This window comes from Arthrobacter sp. OAP107 (assembly GCF_040546765.1).
GTDB lineage: Bacteria > Actinomycetota > Actinomycetes > Actinomycetales > Micrococcaceae > Arthrobacter.
Map to the genome: position 1 here is coordinate 907616 of NZ_JBEPOK010000001.1, position 20005 is coordinate 927620.

The following is a 20005-nucleotide window of genomic DNA, read 5'->3' on the forward strand; positions in this document are numbered from 1 at the left end:
CGTACGGGGGTGCCGGTGAGGTCACGGTGACTGCGCGGGCGAAGACTGATTACGCGTTCAAGCCGGATGCGGTCGTTGAGTGGTCTGCGACGTTCACGGCGACCCCGTTCGAGGTCGTTCCCGCAGTTGTGGTGTTCATGGATAAGGACGGCACAGCCGAAGACTCCTACTCGGTTCCGGAGACCGCGGGCGTTGAGTACCTGGTCGGGGACAAAGTCGTTGGGGCCGGGACGTACGCGGGTGCCGGTGACGTCACTGTGAGCGCGAGGGCGAAGGCCGATTACGTCGTCAAATCGGGTGCCGTCACGGAGTGGAAGTTCACGTTCAAGGCGACCCCTTATGAGGTGGTTCCGGCTGCCGTGGTGTTCACGGATAAGGACGGCACCGCGGAGGACACGTTCACGGTTCCGGTGACGGAGGGTGTGGAGTACCTGGCCGGTGGCAAGGTCGTTGAGGCCGGGACGTACCCGGGCGCCGGCGAGGTCACGGTGACTGCCAGCGCGCAGGCCGATTACGTCGTCAAGACCGGTGCCGTCACGGAGTGGAAGTTCACGTTCAAGGCAACCCCTTATGAGGTGGTTCCGGCTGCCGTGGTGTTCACGGATAAGGACGGCACCGCGGAGGACACGTTCACGGTTCCGGTGACGGAGGGTGTGGAGTACCTGGCCGGTGGCAAGCCCGTTGAGGCCGGGACCTACCCGGGCAGCGGCGAGGTCACGGTGACTGCCAGGGCGAAGGCCGATTACGTCGTCAAGACCGGTGCCGTCACGGAGTGGAAGTTCACGTTCAAGGCGACGCCTTATGAGGTGGTTCCGGCTGCCGTGGTGTTCACGGATAAGGACGGCACCGCGGAGGACACGTTCACGGTTCCGGTGACGGAGGGTGTGGAGTACCTGGCCGGTGACAAGGTCGTTGAGACCGGAAGCTATCCCGGAGCCGGAGCCGGAACCGTGATCGTCACGGCGCGGGCTAAGCCTGACTATGTTTTTGCTGAAGCAGCTACGGCCTCGTGGAGCATCACTTTCAAGGCGACCCCCTTTGTCGTGGCAGCTGCCCCAGTTGTTTTCACTGACACTGACGGCACGGCACAGGACAGGTACACGATTCCGGCGACCACAGGTGTTGAGTTTCTGGTCCAGGGGAAAGCCGTTGCCCCAGGCACCTACTTTGGTACTGGCACCGTTACCGTGGTGGCCAAGGCAAAGCCCGACTACGTCCTCAAAGCTGGCACGGCTACGTCATGGTCGTTCACGTTCAAGGCAGCATTCCGCTTCACCTTGGTGGTGGGGACGGGCGACTTGAACGGTGACCGCAAGGCCGATGTCTTGGCTCGCGACAGCAGCGGAGCGTTCTGGCTGTATCCGGGCAACGGACGTTGTGGCTTGCTTGCCAGGGTGAAGGCCGGCACAGCCTGGAACGGATTCACCGCGATCGTGGGGCCTGGTGACATGAACGGTGATGGGAAAGCGGATGTGCTGGCCCGTGATACGACTGGTGCCCTGTGGTTGTATCCGGGGAATGGCCGTGGTGGCTGGCTTCCCAGGTTCAAGGCTGGTACGGGCTGGAACGGATTCACCGCGATCGTGGAGCCTGGTGACATGAACGGCGATGCGAAAGCGGATGTGCTGGTCCGTGATAGCGCTGGCTCCCTGTGGCTGTATCCGGGGAATGGCCGTGGTGGCTGGCTTCCCAGGGTCAAGGCTGGTACTGGCTGGAGCGGATTCACCGCCATCGTCGGAGCCGGTGACATGAACGGCGACCGGAAGGCAGACGTCCTGGCACGTGACAGCAGCGGAACGCTGTGGCTCTACCGCGGCAACGGACGAGGCGGCTTCGGATCAAGGACGGGTGCTGGCTCAGGTTGGAACTCCATGGCATCCGTCGTGGCTACCCGAGACTTCAACGGCGACGGCCGCAATGACGTCCTGGCCATTGAAAAGTCCGGCACGCTCTGGTTGTGCCGGGGTAACGGAGCCGGGAGCTGGCTGGGGCGTATGCAGGTGGGATCCGGCTGGAACTGACGCTGGCTACCCGCAAGGCGTTAGCGTCATAAACGGCTGCTGCATGGATTCAAATCCCTGCAGCAGCCGTTTATGTATCTGCTGCGCAGTCAAAAGGGCGATATCAAAAACTGTCCCACTCGAGGCCCCACCGGGCGAGAGCGGCCGTTACCTTTTTGTGATAATGCCCCTTTTCGTGGGTAGACTGGACCGTTGGTCGCCGTCTCACCGAGGGAGAAAGAGCAATTTCACGCACCCGGCTGGATTCACTGACAGGACTGCGGTTCATTGCCGCCATGCTCGTGGTCCTGTATCACGCGTCAGTGACGCTGGTGCCAGAGATGTACCAGCTCGTGTCCATGGGACAGACCGGCGTGACGTTCTTCTTCCTGCTCTCCGGGTTCGTGCTCGCGTGGTCCATGAACCCGGGCACCACCAAACGCCAGTTCTACTGGCGCCGGTTCGCCAGGATCTGGCCGCTGCACGCGCTCACGGCGCTGGCCGCCGTCGTCCTGGCCATTGCCACGCAAGGGGACCAGTACGTTCCGCGCCTCATCACCTCGCTGATCCTCGTCCAGGGCTGGCTCGGCGACCAGCAATGGGTCTACGCCTACAACGGGGTGTCCTGGTCGCTCTCCTGCGAAGCGTTCTTCTACGCTGTGTTCCCGTTCCTGGCGCTGCTGCTGTCACGCCTTGAACCAGGCAAACTCTTCCGCCTCGGCGCCACTGTATTCGTCGCCGCTGTTTCTCTCATATCCGTCCTGCTCGCCGTCCTCCCCGGCTTCGACTGGGGAGCCCTGTTCTACACGTTCCCCGCGTTCCGGATTGCCGAGTTCATTGTGGGTGTGTGCCTGGCCATCGCCATGCGGAAAGGCTGGAAGCCCAGGTTCGGCGTCGGCGTCGGAGCTGCCGCAGCGATCGGCTCCTTCCTCATTCTCGAAGTCGTCGACGGCATCGCGCCGTGGCACACCGCGGGGCCGCTGGCGGGCGCACTCTGCATTCCGGGCTTCGCCCTGCTTATTTCGGCTTATGCGGACCGCGACCGCTGCGGAGGCCGCCCCACGTTCGCCAGCGCCCCGGCCATGGTGAAACTGGGGGAGTGGTCCTTCGCTCTCTACCTGGTCCACGAACTGGTGCTGCGGACTGCCCTGGAACTCGGCCCGGAGAGCCTCACCCAGCGGGCGGTGTTCGCCGTCGTCGGAATTGCTGTCTCCATCCCGCTGGCCGGCGCCGCCTACACGTTCTTCGAGCGTCCCATCGAGGCGCGGCTGCGGAACAGAGGCTCGAAAGCCGGCCCGGTGGCGGACACCCGACCGTCCGAGGAGCCCACAGCCCTCGCCGAGCCGCAGCCCGAGCCGGCCACTACTGGGGCATCTGCACGAGGGTGACCGTTCGTCCTTCGGCGACGTTACCTCATGGGACATAAGCCTCCGTCCGGATGGTTCGAAGGCGATCGGGTTTGTTATCCCCCAGCACAGTGTCGGCAGTCGTCACAACCTTCCTCTGCCCCCAGTTCCGGTGACATCCGGTCGGTGGCGGCCGCCCTAAACCTAGCCGCGCTGCTTCCGAAGGTACTTTTCCAGGGCCAGCTGCAGCGCGGTACTTTCCCGGGCGATGCGCTGGGCGGCGATCACCGCTGAGGAGTGATCGCCGCCGGAAACGTGTTCTTCCAAAGCGCGGCAGCTGTCCTCCAGCGCGACGCCGCCCACCATATGTGAACTGACTTTCAGACTTAGGACTGTATCCAGCCTTTCGACTGTCGAACCTGCCCGGACGGCCGATAGCAGACGCTCGGTGCGGGCGGGCAACAGCTCCAGGAACATCGCCGCGTAGTTGATGGCGGCCTCATCGTTTCCCAAGTCGTCGGCGAGGCGGGACAACCGTAAAGGTGTGAAGACAGCTTCCCTGCACTCTGCAACCATGGCCGTGTTCCTATCATTGTGTTCGCGTTCCGGCTGACCCCGGGACTTCCTCAGGGTGTCCCGGGTCAGCCTCCGGTCACTGTAGCGGCGCGGACCTGAGAACGGGTCACCTTTACGCCTATGGTCACCGTCGGGGTCGTCTTGTTGGGAACGGTCCCCTGTATCAACGCTGCACGCAGGCGGATGGTGCTTCCCGCTGCCTCCGGAACCGTCAACGACGATAGGTCGGAGGCCGGTGTGGCGAGGACCGTTGTGACCTGCCCGGAGCACTGGTTGGTGCTTTCTGTCCACTGGCCGCTGCAGGCGTCGATGCTGAAAACGAGGTCAGTGGCGGAAGCCGTTGCCGAGTAGTTCGCGCCGGTGAGCCTCAAAGTTCCCGGGTTAACCACCGAAAAGAAGGCGTGAAAATCAACTCTTCCGTTGTTTCCTGTGGTGTTGGGGACGGGAAGAACCAACGGGTTCGATGTCGTCGGAACCAGGCTGCTTCCGGTGGTGGCGAAAGCGCCCCACTTGGCGCTGCTGGCCGAGAGGATCGAGGAGGCTTGCGCGGCGCTGGCCGCTTCCGCGGCCAGTGACGTGCACAGCAGCAGAGCGGTGACCGCCGCAGCGGCTCCCGCTCTGCTGCTTGGAGGGTGCACGCCCACCGGAACTAGCTTCCGGTGGTGGTAGCGGTGCGCTGGGTTTCGCCGAAGGTCCACGTCAGCGCGGAGGACAGTCCCTGGACGGTGCCAGCCGGGGCAACGCCGTTGACTGTGGTTTCGTTCTGGTCCGGCAGGGACAGGGAGAGCTGCAGCTTGACCGTGGAGCCGGCGGTGACGGAACCGGTGAGGGCCGACGCAGTGGCGGCCAGGGTCTTCAGGGGCACGTTCGTGGCCAGCACCGTGGGGCTGGCACCGGTGCCGGTGCAGGAACCTGCACCGGTCACTGTCCAGTCGCCTCCGACGCACTGGGTGACGGTGACGCGAAGGCCCTTGGTGGCGTCCGTGGTGAGCAGGGTCGGGGTGGAGTCCGCGACCGTGAGGGTCAGGTCCTTGCCGGCGAGGTCCGCGCCCTGCGTAAGGGCCACGTACCGGTTCACCACGTCGCCGGGGGCCAGGTTTGCTACCCCCTGGCTGAATCCGGTGCCGTTGTTGGCCATCGTGAGGCTGAGGACGCCGCTGTTGGCGCTCTGCGCAGTGGTGTTGGAGGCGGTGGCGTTCAAAGCCGCGTACACGCCGCCGCCGGTGATGGCGAGGCCGGCTGCGCCGACGGCGAAGGCGGCCAGCAGACGGGGGTTGGGGCGACGGGGCGAAGAAACAGTGAGACCGGACATTTCGAGGTTCCTTTACTTGGGAGGTGTTGGAAGGATCAGAGAGAGGGAGCCGGGCTGGACTGCCCGGAAACTTTGGAAGGTGTGCGCAGTATCCACACCACGCTGGTGACCGTCAGTGACAGCCCGAACAGAGCGGTGAAGAGGGCCCGCTGGACCGGGTTTTGCGCCCACAGGAGCACGTTGCCCACACACGGGACCGTGGTTACCACCACCGGCACCTGGTCCTGGTCCAGCTTTGCCCGCCAGTGGTCGGGAGCCGGGTTGGCATCGCCCTTGGTGGTGAGCACCGGATGTTCCGGAGTGCCGGTAACGGAGGTAATGCGGTGGGCGTAAGGGGCGCTTTCGTCCGGCGGGGTGAAAACAGGCACATCGCCCGGCTGCAGTTGCCCAGCCGTCTTCGGCACGGTGATCAGCAGGTCACCGGGAGCGAAGGCGGGGCGCATGCTGCCGGTCAGCACCGGGGAGTAGCTGATGTGCAGCAGCGGAGCGGCGACGCAGGCGGCAAGGAAAACCACCGCCGAAGCCACGCCGACTGCCAGGCCCAGCACCCGCCGTACAGTGGTGAAGAACGCTTTCGCCCTCGAGCCGGGAGCTTCACCTGCGCTGGCTGACCTGCCCATGCTGACCCTCCGGTTTCTGAGGCTGTTCTTTCTGACACCGCCCACGATGCCGGGCGGTCCTCAGGATGCGGTCTGCTTCAGATCAAACCTCAATCAGCACTCGCTCAAGATCGGATCAAGACCGGAGCGGACGGGCCCGGCACGCCGCTATGGAGCCCGCACTCACTCCGGCTAGACTCAACCCTGAGCGCGGCGGGGGCCGCGCTTTACAACCGCGTCCGGCACGAGGGTGGTGTACTGGGCGCCGTACAGGATGGTCTCAATGCCGATTTCCCGCGGAACACGCCTCTCTGCTGCCATCATGTCCGCCGGCATCGCCGGCCTGGTGGCATCGGCACTCATAGTGCCTGCAGCTTCGGCGTCCGACGGCGATCCGCACCTGCCGTCCATCCCGCGCCGGCCGTCCGTGGTCACCCCGCCCACGGACCAGTTAATCGTGAAGTTCAAGGATCCCGCCCGTTCGGGCTCCACGTTCCGCGCCGACGCCTTCGGGCGTGCCGCAGCCACGCTCGGCGCCACCGCAAAGGACGTCCGCGGCACCGCCGGCGGTGCACGCGTGATACGTATCAGCAAGGAAGTACGCGGGGGTGACGCGGACAAACTGCTGGCGTCACTGCGCGCCAACCCCGCCGTCGCCTATGCCGAACCTGACGTAAAGCTGCAGGCAAAGGCCGCAGACCCGGCGGACACCTACTACTGGTTGCAGTGGAACCTGCAGCAAAACGGCGGCGGCGTCAGGGCCACCCGCGCCTGGGATGTCACCCAGGGCGCCGGCCAGGTGGTGGCGGTTCTGGATACCGGCATCACCAAGCAGCGCGATCTGGGCCTGGACGACGGCACTGGTCTGATGACGAACGTGCTGCCGGGCTACGACATGATTGCCAACGCTGACGGTATCCGGGACGCTGATCCCACCGACCCCGGCGACGCTACGGTGGCCGGCCAGTGCGGCGATGACGGACCTGCCATGCCCTCCTCCTGGCACGGTACCCACGTTGCCGGCATCATCGCCGCGGTGGCGGGCAACAACGAAGGCATCGCCGGCCTCGCCCCGAAGGCCAAGATCCTGCCCGTGCGCGTGCTCGGACCCTGCGGCGGGCAGCTCTCGGACATTGCGGACGCCATTGTCTGGGCTTCCGGAGCCCCGGTGAGCGGTGTGCCCGCCAACCGGAACCCGGCCCGCGTCATCAACCTCAGCCTCGGCGGCCCGATGGAAACCTGCCCCCGGGCCTTCCAATCCGCCATCGACACCGCCACGGCCAGGGGATCGGTGGTGGTGGCGGCCGCGGGCAACGAGATGACGGAGGCGTCCGGCTCCAGCCCAGCCAACTGCAACCACGTCATCAGCGTCGCTGCCAGCGGCCCCAGCGGTGCCCTGGCACCCTATTCCAACTTCGGCCCCGGCGTCGATATCACCGCACCGGGCGGTGACATGACCCCCACCTCGCCAGATGACCCGGAGAGCGGTGTTCCCGGCGGCATCCCGTCGATCACCAACGATGACCCGGAGACTGCGGACATCGAAGACTACGACTTTGGTGAGGGAACGTCCTACGCGGCACCGCACGTGTCCGCCGCGGCCGCGCTGCTCATTGCCCAGATGGGCCCGACGGCGACACCGGCCGCCGTCGAGGCCCGCCTTAAGCGCACCGCACGGCCCATCACGGGCGGCTGCCCGCAGGGCTGCGGCGCCGGCCGGCTGGACGCCGCCAGCGCCGTCCTGCACTTCAGTACCGTCCTCGCCGCCGGCGACCTCACCGGCGACGGCAAGCCGGACGTCCTGGCCCGGGAGAACTCCGGCTACCTGTGGCTCTACCCCGGCAACGGGCGCGGCGGCTGGCTGGCACGCCAGCAGGCGGGCACCGGCTGGAACAGCTACACGATCCTAGCTCCGGGGGACTTCAACGGCGACAAACGGAACGACATCCTGGCCCGGGACCGTGCCGGTGCCATCTGGCTGTATCCGGGCAATGGGCATGGCGGCTGGCTGGCCCGCGTCAGGGTGGGCTCCGGCTGGAACGGGTTCACCGCCGTCGTCGGACCCGGAGACCTCAACGGTGACGGGAAAACCGATGTCCTGGCCCGCGACGCTGCCGGCGCGCTGTGGCTGTACCCCGGCAACGGGCATGGCGGCTGGCTGGCCCGCACGAAGGCGGGCTCCGGCTGGAACGGGATGACCGCCGTCGTCGGCCCCGGGGATCTGACGGGCGACCGCAAGGCGGACCTGCTGGCCCGCGACGCGGCCGGCATCCTGTGGCGCTATCCGGGCAACGGCCGAGGCGGGTTCGGGAGCAGGACCGAGGTGGGGGCCGGCTGGAATTCCATGACCGCCATCACCGGGCACGGGGACTACAACGGCGACGCCAGGGCCGACATCCTGGCCGTGGACACCAGCGGCACCCTCTGGCTCTACCGGGGCAACGGGGCAGGCTGGTTCCCCGGCCGGACCGCCGCCGGGAACGGCTGGGGATAGGCCGGTCTCCGCCTCACAGCGGCCTCTGCGGTGTGCTTGCCTGCGTCCTTACGAGTACCCGCGTAGTTGGTTCCCGGAAGACACGGGTAGTGACTACGCTGGGCCCGCCGGGGAATCCTCTCTAGGTTTGCACCATGAGGAACGGAGCCAATGAAGCCATCTGCCGCTTCACCGGGCGGCGTGCCGTGGCCGACGATCCGGCCCGCGGGCGGTCCTGGCTCCGCGCCAATCCGACGAGGAGGCAGCAATGACAACACAAAGCCAGATACGCGGCATGGGCAAGGCCCGGCATCGCAAGGAGATGCCGGCGAGCCCCTCGTTCCCCTGGGCGGGAGTGGCCGGCGCCGCCCTCGTGGTGGTGGTCCTCCTGGTGCTGTTCGTCCACTGAGCCCGTCCACTGAGCCGGCGGGCTTTCGAAAGACACGCCGTCACAGCAGGAGCAACGGCACGGGTCCGTGCTGCCCTCCGAACGGATCGATGAGCAGTACCGCGTACTTGTAATGGGGCCTTGGACTCAGGGTCAGACCGTCGGACACCGGAACGGGGTCCCCGGCCGGGCCGGGGGTCCGGTGCCAGGCTCGCGGTTCCGCGCAGGAGCTGCATTGTCCACGGCGGCGCGCCTGATGGCAGGGCGGGCAGGCCACTTGCGGTGACCGCCACCGTGCCGAACGTGTACGAGTACTCGATGGTGGGCACGTTTCCGTGGAAGTCGATCCACGCGGGGGTGGAATACGGGCCCCAGGGAGACGGGATGTGTTCGTACTGCAGCCCGACGGGACGGATTTCACCGTTTTCAATGGCAATGTCTCCGGCCGCGAGCGTTGGCTCGGCCGGGTACCGGACGCTGGCGGCAACTGCAGTGCGCTGCCACGGCCGTCCCCGCAGCGTGGCGGTACCTTCAAATATGCCCGGGTTCCCGGCGGATGGTTTCAAGATGAGCGTCGTGATCTGGGGCCAAAAGACGGGCTCGGCATTGGCGAGGTATTCGACAAGCCGGGCCTGTATGTGAACCTCTTGACCGCCGTCGATCCGCAGGCTGGACAGCACCGCCGCAGATGGGCGGGTGACGCGGACCGTGACGGTGGCGGTGCCTTCCCCGTCGACGGACGTTCGCAGGCCGGGAACGGGAGGGAAGTCGCTGCGGGGAACGATGATGGCGACCGGTTTGGTGCGTCCGAACGGGGTGGACACCGATTCTGTCGGCGGATTTCCGGGGATTGTGGTGACCGCGACTGCCCGGGCGAACACCACCCCGTCAGTACCGGCGGGCAGCTCGATGGTGGCTTTGGCTGCGCCGTTCAGGACCGTGTGGGTATTCACCGATGCCCAGGAGTAGAAACGCCGTTGGTCGTGGTCCGGCATGGCGCGGAGAATGGCTGCCGCACGTTCCGCCCGCGGTTGGGAAGGATCCGGGGCGGACAGGCCGAAGGCCCTCCTGAGCGTTGTTTCGCCTGCGAGCAGGATGCGGTACGCGCGGGCGTTGGGGGCTGCGGTTATTGACAGTGTCACCGTCACGGACGGGTCATTGCCGCGGCGGGCGGTGGCGATGAGCCGGCTGCTGGCCAGCGGTGCCCGGATCGGCCGCGGATCCACGATCCTCGCGGTGATGGCCACCGCGGCGGAGGCCCTGCCCTCGGCGTCGACGCTTTGGATGGTCACGGTGTCCACGGCAACTTCGCCCGGGATCGTCTCGGCGGCCGCGAATTCGACGGCGCGGGTGACCATCCCCTTCACCATGTCACCTTGTCCGATGGCAAGCACCCGGGGGACCGGTTCCCTGGGAACGGCCACACGCAGCCCGGTCAGCGGGACGGCTCCGGGGCCGGCTGGCCACTGCACCTTGATCTCGGCGCGTACCGTGGCGGAGGAGGCGGGAGCGCCGCCGTCGGGGAAAATACCGGGGATGACGAGCGTGCTGCCCTGGGGCGGGGGAACAGGTGGCCGCGCAGGCCTGTCGAGAACCGCTTCGCCCCTGTCCCCCCACCGTCCGATCCAGTCCTGGAGGCTCACACCGACCGTGACGGACGGATATCCGCCGGGGATCCCGGCGGCGGTCACAACGTGCCGGCCGTGTGGCTTGGAAAACCCCGCGATCATAGGCTCGGGTGCGTCAGCCTCTCCGGGATGCATCGTGGCGGGCGTTGGTTCCGTTTGCACGAACGCGACTTCGCCGCGAGGCACCAGCCGGCCGATGCCCACGGTGGCCGCCCATTGGTCGGCGGTGACGGCGTTCCAGGAGGAATCGAGTGGAAGGATCTCTGGCGCTTCGGGTCTGTCCTGGGGGCATTCGCGCAGGTAGGGCAGGGGAACGACGAGCAGGGTGAGCTCCCACCGGCTGCCGTCGCCCAGCCGGGGGAAGTCGCGGGCCGTCTGTTGCAGGTCGAAGAAGCCACCGATCTCCTCGTCGTAGAACTTTTCCGCCTCCGCTTCCTGTGGGACAGCGGACTCCCGGGGGCCGAAGAGACGGTACACGGGGATGAAGGCGGCGGCAAGTCCCATCGGCCCTGCGTCGGTATGTTCCGGTTCCCGGTCGAGGGTGCCTGAAAGGCCCTGCCAGCGGGCGACGCCGGGGTCCACGGAGGCCTGCAGGTAGGTTTCATCGGCGGCCTGGGACACCCGGGTCCCGCCGTTCTCGCCGCTAACGATGCCGCGCACGCCGCTGTCGAGGGCTCCGTATGCCGTCCGGCACCAAGTTTCTACCCCTACGACGCCGGACCCTGGCTGAGGTGTGGCGATCGAGCGGATCCGGTACAGCTCGCGGTCAGGGTCGGGTTCGAGTTCTCCCGGCCGGTCCGGGTCTGAAGGCAGCCGGTAGAGGGGCGCGGACGCGCTGGCCCGGAACTCCCAGTCGTCACTGCCATCACGGGCGGGGAGGTAGTACGGAATTTGTTGTGCTGTATCGCGCGCCAGCGATGCCCGGCTCAGAACGCGGTTGTGGTCGAGGTCGAAGCGGCTGAGGCCCCAGTATGCGGACGCTTCAATGACCCTCCCGTGTCCGGTGATGCGCACCACCTGGCAATCTGCCGAGGCGAGCCGCCAGCGGGCGGAGTCGGCGGGGTCAGGCTTGGACCGGGCTGCGTTCGTCGACCATAGGCCCTGCCGGGTGAGCCGCGGATCGGCAGCTGACAGCGTGAGCTCACCCTCGGCCTGAATGAGTGCCCAGCCCAGCACCTCCGGTCCGGGCGCGGGTTTGTCGAAGACCAGCGTGAGCTCCTGGCCCTGGTCGGCGTCGATTTGCCAGTTGCCGGGTCCGCCTTTTCCAAAGACAAGTGTCGGATTGCCTCCGCGGAAGCTGTCAGAGTTGGTCTGCACGTCCACAATCACGGCCGGACCTGCGGGCAGTCCGCCGCCCTGCCCCATGGTGACGTGCCAATGGATGCCGTCGGGGATCTGCGGATCTGATCCGGCCCCCGTCAGCCATGCGATGTCACCGAAGGCGGTGGCGCGGTCACAAAAAACGAGGCTCATTGGTCCTCCGCTGCTGTCAGGATCGCGGTGGTGAAGCGGGGCGGTGCCGCTACTGTGACTCCGCAGGCGAAGTCGGCAAGCCGGTCGGTGGCCCTGATTTCCAGGCTGGCCGGAGCGGCGATGCCCAGTGGAGTGCCGGCAAGCCAGAGTGCCGTGGTGCCGGCCCGGTTCATGACGCGGACCGGCAGGACAGTTCCGGCGAGTTTGGCGTCCCTGAGACCCATTCGGCGGGAGTCATCGCGGATGAGCGGTTCTGTAGATTCAAGGAGCAGGCCGGCCAGGGCCCATCCGGCGCCGGCCGGCGCCCAGAGCAGGCTGGAGCGGTTGGCCCGGACGGGGCGGAGCGGCGGGAGGCCCAGCGCATCAACCAGCCGCTCGAGTTCGGCGTCGTCCTGGACGTTCCCGGCCGCCGTCGTTACCGGGATGACCTGAAGGTCGCCGTGCGCCGCTCCGGCCGCCCCCGCGGCGAACCCGAACGAATACAGGAGGTCCGCGGGGCCGGTGTGGCTGGAGGTGGTGAAGGTGATGCCGCCGATGCAGGGTGTCCACTTGTCCGGGTGCATGTTCCCTGCTTCGGGCAGGACACAGGAGAGCTCGTAGCTTGCCCCCTTTTCCAGGTCCTGCTGGATCGTCAGGGTTGACTCCGTCGGCGGGACCGGACATCCGGCGTTTCCGGCTGCCAGTGCGACCGCGGACGCCAGGGCCAGTTTGGGTTTCGACTTGGCCGGCTGCGGGAATGGGACGGTGTAGATATCGGGTGCCGGTTTGTCCGAGCGGCGGACGAGCAGGCCCACATCCCGGCCATAGAGTCCGGCGAGTTCGACGATGTGCATCGCCAGGAACTCGATTCCGGGGCGGTCGGAGGGGAAAAGGTATTCAGTGTGGTCCGCGGGGGTGAAGCCTTTGACGTACCGGGCCAGATAGCCGGGTTTGAAGGTATCGAGCAGGACCGTGGTGGCGAGGTGGGCTTCGATCTGCGCGCCGGTGGCCGTGAAGACCGGGGCGGCAGATTCCACCAGTTTCCACTTTGACGAATACCCGGACGCGGTGCCGGATTTCACCAATCGCGTTGCCTCCTGCGGTGTGGCCGGTCTGGCGGGCGGGGAGGGGTCCTTGCCTGCGGTGGCGAAGTACCAGGACCGGGTGAACGGCCCGGGCCCCGAGCTGGCCGGCGCCGCCGTGACGCCGGCGACATTGAGCGCGCTGTCCCAGCCCAGGCTGACGCTGAGGCGGTACCGGTGCCCCGGGGTCAGGAGCTGGCTGAGCGTTGAGGGGTTGGCTGAGCCCGCCGCGTCGGCGTCGTTGGAGGCCTTCTGCGCTTCCCGGCCGCGCCTGGCTGCGGCATGGTCCTTGCCGGTGGTCGCGATCAGTCCAAGGATGTACGCGGGCTGTCCCCATGACAGGTCAATAGTGATGGCGGCAATCGGATCGTCGGCTGACGGCGGCAGGGCCAGGGTCACAACCACCCCGGAACCGTCCGCTGTCTTGTCGCCGGGAACTATTGGCACTGCGACTGTCGCGCCGCCCAGGGTGCGGGCTGATGCGGTGCCGGCGTAGATGTTGTCAACGTTCTCGTCGTTCTGCAGGGCGAGGAGGAGGTGCAGCCGCCCGTCCACAACGGGATCATCCAGCGTGATGGAAGTACGCATGGTAAGGAAGGGCTCGCGGACGATGAAGACTGCGCCTGTCAGGCGCAGGGCGCTTGAGAACCGTCGGCCGTCCCCGGTCGCTTCAGAAGTGAGGGGCGCCGGGCCGGCGGGAATGGTGGCGGGAGGAAGGCGGGACGGCGCACCCATGGGTAACACGGGCACGGTGCTGACCGTGAAGCCGGTACCGTTGGCGAAGGTCAACAGGGTGCGGGCGTCCCACTCGGAGTGTTCGGCCGGGACATGCCAATTCGTTCCGCTCAGCGGGGCGGCGTCTCCGCCCACCGCCCACCCCGGCCCTTCCGGTGCACTCCAGAGACAGGCGCGGCCGATGAGCTGGCCCGGGTCCAGCATCGGCTTCAGGTGGCTGCCGTCACCGGCGATGTGCGCCGCCCACGCCAGCAGCGTTCGCCGCAGCAGGACAAGTTCGCGTGCGTTGGACGTTCCGGCCGGCCACGTCCCGGTGTCCGCCGGCGGCTGCCAGCGTGAGGTGTCGTAGAGCGGAACGGCGCTGACCGACTCGGGTCGGGTCACGTCCTCGAGCACGACGTCCTGCAGGGTCCAGGTGATGGTTGCACCCCCGGAGCTGACCAGGCCAAGGTTGATCGAGGGTGCCGGTGAGGTGATGTTGGTGGTTTCCACAACGGGTGCGATCGGAAAGGCCAGGACGGGTACGACGTCGGGCCAAACCACGGGCGCCTTGGCCCACCCGCCGTCGGGGACCGGTCCGGTGCCGGTGGCCGGGCATTGCGGGGAAGCTGCGGCGTCGGCTCCTGCGTCCACGGCGGGGAGGGAACGGCCGAGTCCGTCGGCAAGGAACACGTCCGGCCAGGGCCAGTCATTGGGGCCCGGGGCAGGCGCCAGGGGTGCTGGTGCGGCGTCCAGCGTGTTGACCGTGATGCACTTCCGGAGCGTGTCGAAGAACAAGTCGACCTCGCCGCAAACCTGCATCTTGTATGCGTAGCGAACGTCGCCTTGCGGGTCAGTCCAGATCTGGAGGGTGACATCCGCGGAAAGCCCGATGCGGAAGGGGCCGATCCCCAGGGATCCGCCGACGTTGCCCCTGACGCGGACCAGCTGGGGCCGGGTGCTGATGAGCGCGGCAAGGCGGGAAGTGATCTCTGCCCAGAGAATGCCCTTGGCGCCGATGACCACTTCTATGCCGGCTCCGACACCGATAGTAAAGCCCGTTGTCGCCGGCATGGCGGGATCGCCCATCAGGTTCGGCGTGTTGATTCCTGCACCATGCACCATGAGGAACGCCCAGCCCTGGCACTCGAACGGCGTGCCCGGGAGGACCCGGGCACGGATGGGGCCGGGCGGGCGGTTTGTCGGCGCCGCTATTCCATCATCGCTGCCGGTCCTGATCCACCAGTTGGCGCCGCGGAAGGGGAAATGCGCTGCCAACGGGACATCCACCGTGACGAGGTACGGAATGGTGAACTTTCCCGCGACTGCGATGTCGAGCGCCTCAGCGGTGGCGGCAACGCCACCGGATACAGTGATCTCGACACCCTCGGGTGGCGGCGGATCAATATTTGCCCGATCCTTCAGTTGGTCCAGAATTGAGCGGGTAATGGTCTTTCGTTCGGCCAGTAGTTTCCCGTCCAGCCCCACGCGCAGGTCGAACGCGGGGACGGTGATGCCGAGGACGCCCAGGGAGCTGAAGAAAAAGCCGTTGTCCGGCGCGGTGCCGATGCTGACGCCGATGCCGATGGTCATGTTGCCCGGTCCGAAGTCCAGGGCTCCCCACGGCCTCCATTCCCGGAGCGACCGGAATGGGTTGGCAGGATCAAGGGCCTGCGAGCGGGCGTTGTATCCGAAGGTTCCGAGGACACCGTACAGCCCCAGCCCGGTGGGGCCCAGCGGTATGGGTCCGGGCAGGTCGACGGCGAAACCGAGCTCCGTTTTCCGGCCCTGCGGAAGGTCGTCGTAACGGAGGAAACCCAGGGCGGCAAGGCCGACGGGCGGGACCTCGACCCCCAGGACCACTGCGAATCCGCCAGGCGTGAAGGACACCTGCCCCTCGCCGCTGATCAGCCCGGGAACATCCACGCCGGCGATCAGGCCCCGCAAACCAAGTGAGACGTCACCGTTTTCGAAGGTCGCGCGCACAGTGGCGCCGCTGATCCGGACGGGACCAAGATCCACGACGAAGCGCAGGTCCACCTCAAACCACGTGGAGCCATGCCCCGAACGCGCGCCCACGATATCCAGGAGCGATCCCGGTGTGTCCACGGTCCACTCACCCGGGTCAACCACCTCGGCCCGGGACCGGGAGAAGTCCAGCGTCAGCATCTCACCGGGGACTTGCGTCGGATCCACGCCCGCCATGACGTCCCTCCACCGCACGCGCAGAGGGCGCGCACCCGGGCGCATGCCTACCGCCAATGGTCCACAGCGCCACAGGTCGGCCGTTACCTGGCCCTCGACATCGAGCAGGGCCACAACCTTTGCGGACTGCTGCACGGAGGCATCCAGAGTCACTCCATGAAGTGTGAAGCCACCCTTGACCGCCAGTTCCCGGCCGAGGACCGCTGCTGTGGCAAACAGGGCCGCGGTTTCAGAGCTGGGCGAGTCGGCGGCAATGGCGGGGGCGAGGACCGTTGTGATGCCGGCCGCGATGTCGCCCGGGCTGTCACCGAAGACGCTCATGAGCCCGGCGGGTGCATCAGATTCCACCGTGACGGTCACGCGAAGGGCACCGGGATCCTCGGGAGGTCTGGTCATGCCTGCGCGAACCCGCAGCTGCGTGTCCACCGCCGGTCCGGGTGCGCCCAGGAACCCGTCCCCGGTCGGAAGGTCGAGCGTCACCGAGGCGCCGGTGGGGACAATCTGGTCGAAAGATTCTGCGTTCGCCAGATTCCAGGACAGTGTGCCGCCGATTGCAGGGGAGTTCCCTCCGTCGGCGACGGAGATCGGCTCAATGGGGACATCAAACTTCAGGGGACCGCTGCCGAATGCCAAGTTGGCCCGGGAGGCGACACCGCCGATTACGGGTACGGATTCCGGAAGTACGAACTCCGTTCCCGCCAATCTGAACCTCCCGCCGTCGGCGGTGATCGACTCCGGCAGGGTCAGGCCGATGCCGCCGGGCAGCAGCAAGGTCCGGGGCTGTGGGGCCAGGGAGAGCTGCGAAATGTCAACGACAGGGGCATGCTGGCTCAGGACGAGGCTCACCGATCCCGTTGCCGTCATGCTGGCCGGCCCGCCTGCGTCCGTGTAGCGGACGCGCCGGCGCCGGCCTGTGGCTATCTCGATTCGGTTGGCGGCCCGCACAGTAGAAGGCAGGATCAATGTCAGCCCGTTCAGGCTGAGTGTCACTGTGGCCTGTGCCGAGCCCGGTGCTGCGGTGGCTGAAACAGTTGCGGGGCCCGTAAAGGTCGCACCGAGGACGGCAGGCAACGCCAAAGGAGTTGCCACCGTAACGGGGCTGGGCACCGACAAAGTTGCAGGGGCCGGAAGACCCCTCAGAAATGTGGCGGCCGCAGAATCGACGAACATGCCGGTGCTGATGCCCTCCTGGTCAAGTCTTTCGAGGAGATTCATCTGCGTTCCTTGCACTTGGTCCGCACCACCCGGGAGGTTACGCGTCCTGGACTGGCGTAAACCCACATGATGGACCCGGTAAGGACGGGCGTCAATGCGCTGTTTGTTGCCCGGCCCGTTGCAGGCTGCAGCTCTCACAGGCTCCGCACAGCGGCCCGACAGAAGGGGGAAAGGCCCGATGGGCAGGACTAGTGGGAAAGAGCTCCGGGGCGCCGCCCCCGGGATAGGAAGCGAGTGGGTCCCGCGCTCTTCGTCACATGCCTCGTGGCGGCGGGACTGCTGGGCGGCGGGGTGGCTTCCGGGGTCGCCGCCCAGTGGCCGGACGCGCCGGCGACGACGACCAGCGGGCAAAGCGACCCATGGCCGGCTGGGACTGTCCGTTCAGGACAAAACGTCAGGGGCGTCGTCGGACTTCACCGCCGGCGCCGAGGTGGCCACGGTGACCTCCGGATCCGCCGCGGACAAGGCCGGGCTGAAAGCCGGCGACGTGGTCACCGGACTGGCCGGCCGCACCGTGACCGACGCCTCAGAGCTGACCGCGGCCCCACGGGAGCAGGCCGCCGGTGCCACCGTGAAGATCACCTTCCAGCGATGGCCAGGAACACACCGCGAACATCACGCTGGACGCGGCGTCCTAAGGAGGGCTGCTGTACCTGATCCGATAGGAGAGCAAGCCAAGTCCTACCGGGATGGGATCTCCCGGAACTGCCTGGGCTGGAAATGCGGCGCGCATAGTCGAACCATAAATATCGGAAAATTACACTGACGTCATTTCTTATGGTCCGTAGGCCGCTCACTTGGGTTGCTTGTAAGGCTCCCATTGATCGAGCACATCAACGAGTGTCGTAGCTGCCAGGTCGATCTGGTCCACGGCCCGGGCACATGGGTTACTAATGGCGTCCTGACAGAACCTCGCGGCGTTGGACTCGCTTAGTGGTTGGAGAGCCTTGACTGTCCTGGCCACCAGTACCGTGAGTTCTGGGGGTGGGGAACCAAGCCCAAGGATCGTCGTCGTGGCACTCCGCGCGAGCTCTGACGCTATTTGTGCCTTTTTGATGCATCCCATTGTCTGGATGTAGTCATCGGGAGTGACACCTTCCGCAGCTTTATTGCATGAGGGGATGTTCGCTTCGTAGTCGCGCCAGGCCTTTTCGTTACTGCTGATGACGCTCGCCAGCTGCTCAGCCGCAGCAGTCGAACGCGGGTGGTTCGGCCTTTTCGGTTTTGCGTTCAGGTGTGTGTGGTTCGCTGGTTCGTGCGTCGGCTGTGTTTCCGGAGACACAGCTGTACAGCTCGATAGAAGCAGGGGCGTGATGGCCAGGAGCACAATGAGTTGCTTCAACAGGTTCTACCTCCCCCGTTAGAGGAATGGAGGGTTTTGCCCGGTTCTCCCGTGACTAGCACATACTCAACCGGCTCAGTTCCCCGGCGTCCGAACCAGTGCGGCCTCTGAGCGTCTATTTCTGCAGACTGGCCGCTCGTGAGGATGAAGTCCTGATCGCCGAGCACCAGGCGGAGGCGCCCGTTTAGTACATGGATCCAGTCGCGTCCTTCGTGCGTCCGCGGTTGTGGCCAGGAAGGGGCCGATCCTTCCTGCAGTACGCATCTGTGCGCGTAGATTGGGCCGGTCTGCTCCGCCAGCGCTGTGACTGTTAGGTCGCTGAGGGGGACCTGTGGTTGGCCTGTGCCCGAGGTCCCTGCGGAATGTTCGACTGCACTCTGGAGTTGTCGGGTGTCCGCGGCTGGGCGGGGGAGGCTCTGCTTTTCCTGACGGCTGCCGGAGCTCCGGGCAATGGCCGGAGCTCTTTGAGGGGATCCCGTGGGCCATAACCGTGGTGCGCGTTCGGCGGCTACGTCTTCGACCCAGCCGATTGTGAGGAACAGGATGGCCAACAGCGGCCAGACTGCGATGAACTGTGTCCACTCGCTGTCTAGAAGCCAAGGAAATGCTGTGGCGATGGCATCGATTTCGTAAAGCCGGTTGATTACGATCACGGTGATCACCAGCAGCAGGTTATGCCAGAGATAAATCGTGACTGCCCGGTTGTTAATCAAGGTAACGGCCTTGTCCAGAAAACGAATTGGTCTGGGCAGCGCCTGCCACGACGGCGAGATCCGCAGCAGCATTGCGCAGAAGCCCAGAGACCACAAGGCTTGGGCAAGGGGAATGTTATTCAGATCCCATCCGTCGTTTTCGAGGTGATTGGCTGCCCACAACAGACCCAGCACCATGAGAACCGTTCCAACACCGAAGACCGTCCGTCGCGGTATCTTGAACAGCAGACCCTTGTAAAGGGCGAATCCGAGCATCCAACAGGAGCCGTAGGTTGCGAAGTCAGTAATGCCGCTGTTGCCCCAGCTCGGGAGCGGGATAAGTCCCATACTTAGGATCGCTATTGCGCCCAGGGGTGCCAGCATCGTCACCCAAGGCATCCGGTGGAAGGCTTTGAGCAGCAGCGGAGACAACAGCATGAACCAGAAGTAGGCCCGGATGTACCATAATCCCACTTCGGCCTGTGACGCCCAGGAGGATTCGACGAGTCCCGCGTCGGAGCCGATGCTTGGCGGGAACGGCGGGTCCCCGATGGGAATGAACCACAAGAGGATTTGGAACCAGGAGCCGCCGACGCGGATAACCGGAGTCCAACCCTCCCAAAGCAGCAGGACCAGAACCGCTGAACTGTACACCCACAGCGGTAGCAATAGGCGCCGGGTACGGCTCTTGAGGACACCGAACGCGGGCCGCTCAAGAGACCGTGCCATCAAGGAACCCGCAAGCGCGAACATGACACCCATTGAAGGGAATGCCACACTCAGCCAGACCGCGGAGGCAAACGAATGATACGCGACAACACGAACCAAGGCGATCGCACGCAGCAAATCCAGATACCGGTCTCTGGAGGAAATACGGTTTGAACCTGCAGGAACCGGCCGGGGTCCGGTGTCCAGAGAGAGTTTTTTGGTCATTCCGCCAGTCGCGGCACGTTGATGGTGGGTAGCCAGGAATTCGTTCAT

At 66.1% G+C, this 20005-nt stretch carries 12 protein-coding genes; 4 read left to right on the forward strand and 8 right to left on the reverse strand.

Annotated elements, in window-relative coordinates; genetic code table 11:
* Positions 1-26 precede the first annotated feature (26 nt).
* The gene (locus tag ABIE00_RS04265; protein ID WP_354257148.1) at positions 27-2021 is read left to right on the forward strand and encodes an FG-GAP repeat domain-containing protein; all 1995 of its coding nucleotides are present in this window, start codon (positions 27-29) and stop codon (positions 2019-2021) included.
* A gap of 248 nt (positions 2022-2269) precedes the next feature.
* Positions 2270-3388, forward strand: coding sequence for an acyltransferase family protein (locus ABIE00_RS04270; RefSeq protein WP_354263270.1), 1119 nt, complete (start codon positions 2270-2272; stop codon positions 3386-3388).
* 162 nt (positions 3389-3550) lie between these two features.
* Here the strand turns inward: ABIE00_RS04270 and ABIE00_RS04275 are convergent, their stop codons facing one another.
* From ABIE00_RS04275 to ABIE00_RS04290, 4 genes are all read right to left on the reverse strand, one after another.
* Positions 3551-3922 (reverse strand): hypothetical protein, encoded by a 372-nt coding sequence (locus ABIE00_RS04275; protein WP_354257151.1) that lies wholly within the window; start codon positions 3920-3922, stop codon positions 3551-3553.
* Positions 3923-3987: 65 nt separating this feature from the next.
* Entirely contained in the window at positions 3988-4566 is a 579-nt protein-coding gene (locus ABIE00_RS04280) for a hypothetical protein (RefSeq protein WP_354257154.1), read from the reverse strand.
* A 5-nt stretch (positions 4567-4571) separates the two neighbouring features.
* A complete protein-coding gene (locus ABIE00_RS04285; protein WP_354257157.1) occupies positions 4572-5234 on the reverse strand; it encodes a TasA family protein in 663 nt (220 codons plus the stop codon).
* Positions 5235-5269: 35 nt separating this feature from the next.
* Positions 5270-5854 carry a signal peptidase I gene (locus ABIE00_RS04290; RefSeq protein ID WP_354257160.1) on the reverse strand — a complete coding sequence of 195 codons (585 nt, stop codon included), beginning with the start codon at positions 5852-5854 and terminating at the stop codon, positions 5270-5272.
* Positions 5855-6116: 262 nt separating this feature from the next.
* Between ABIE00_RS04290 and ABIE00_RS04295 the strand changes: the two genes are divergently transcribed.
* Complete coding sequence (locus ABIE00_RS04295) at positions 6117-8327, forward strand: S8 family serine peptidase (RefSeq protein ID WP_354257163.1); 2211 nt, start codon at positions 6117-6119, stop codon at positions 8325-8327.
* A 168-nt stretch (positions 8328-8495) separates the two neighbouring features.
* On the opposite strand, the gene ABIE00_RS04300 is transcribed toward ABIE00_RS04295, so the two are convergent.
* Complete coding sequence (locus tag ABIE00_RS04300; RefSeq protein WP_354257166.1) at positions 8496-11795, reverse strand: hypothetical protein; 3300 nt, start codon at positions 11793-11795, stop codon at positions 8496-8498.
* Positions 11792-16990, reverse strand: coding sequence for a hypothetical protein (locus ABIE00_RS04305; protein ID WP_354257169.1), 5199 nt, complete (start codon positions 16988-16990; stop codon positions 11792-11794). The genes ABIE00_RS04300 and ABIE00_RS04305 overlap by 4 nt, the downstream gene beginning before the upstream one ends.
* 178 nt (positions 16991-17168) lie before the next feature.
* On the opposite strand from ABIE00_RS04305, the gene ABIE00_RS04310 reads away from it, so the two are divergent.
* The gene (locus tag ABIE00_RS04310) at positions 17169-17756 is read left to right on the forward strand and encodes a PDZ domain-containing protein (RefSeq protein WP_354257172.1); all 588 of its coding nucleotides are present in this window, start codon (positions 17169-17171) and stop codon (positions 17754-17756) included.
* A gap of 27 nt (positions 17757-17783) precedes the next feature.
* On the opposite strand, the gene ABIE00_RS04315 is transcribed toward ABIE00_RS04310, so the two are convergent.
* Positions 17784-18332, reverse strand: a complete 549-nt coding sequence (locus tag ABIE00_RS04315; protein ID WP_354257175.1) for a hypothetical protein — start codon at positions 18330-18332, stop codon at positions 17784-17786.
* Positions 18329-20005 (reverse strand): acyltransferase family protein, encoded by a 1677-nt coding sequence (locus ABIE00_RS04320; protein WP_354257178.1) that lies wholly within the window; start codon positions 20003-20005, stop codon positions 18329-18331. The genes ABIE00_RS04315 and ABIE00_RS04320 overlap by 4 nt, the downstream gene beginning before the upstream one ends.

Coding starts and splice junctions, on each gene's coding strand:
- ABIE00_RS04275 (WP_354257151.1), bottom strand. CDS start 3,922: ATGGTTGCAGAGTGCAGGGAAGCTGTCTTCACACCTTTACGGTTGTCC.
- ABIE00_RS04285 (WP_354257157.1), bottom strand. CDS start 5,234: ATGTCCGGTCTCACTGTTTCTTCGCCCCGTCGCCCCAACCCCCGTCTG.
- ABIE00_RS04290 (WP_354257160.1), bottom strand. CDS start 5,854: ATGGGCAGGTCAGCCAGCGCAGGTGAAGCTCCCGGCTCGAGGGCGAAA.
- ABIE00_RS04295 (WP_354257163.1), top strand. CDS start 6,117: ATGCCGATTTCCCGCGGAACACGCCTCTCTGCTGCCATCATGTCCGCC.
- ABIE00_RS04300 (WP_354257166.1), bottom strand. CDS start 11,795: ATGAGCCTCGTTTTTTGTGACCGCGCCACCGCCTTCGGTGACATCGCA.
- ABIE00_RS04305 (WP_354257169.1), bottom strand. CDS start 16,990: ATGAATCTCCTCGAAAGACTTGACCAGGAGGGCATCAGCACCGGCATG.
- ABIE00_RS04310 (WP_354257172.1), top strand. CDS start 17,169: ATGGGCAGGACTAGTGGGAAAGAGCTCCGGGGCGCCGCCCCCGGGATA.
- ABIE00_RS04320 (WP_354257178.1), bottom strand. CDS start 20,005: ATGAACGAATTCCTGGCTACCCACCATCAACGTGCCGCGACTGGCGGA.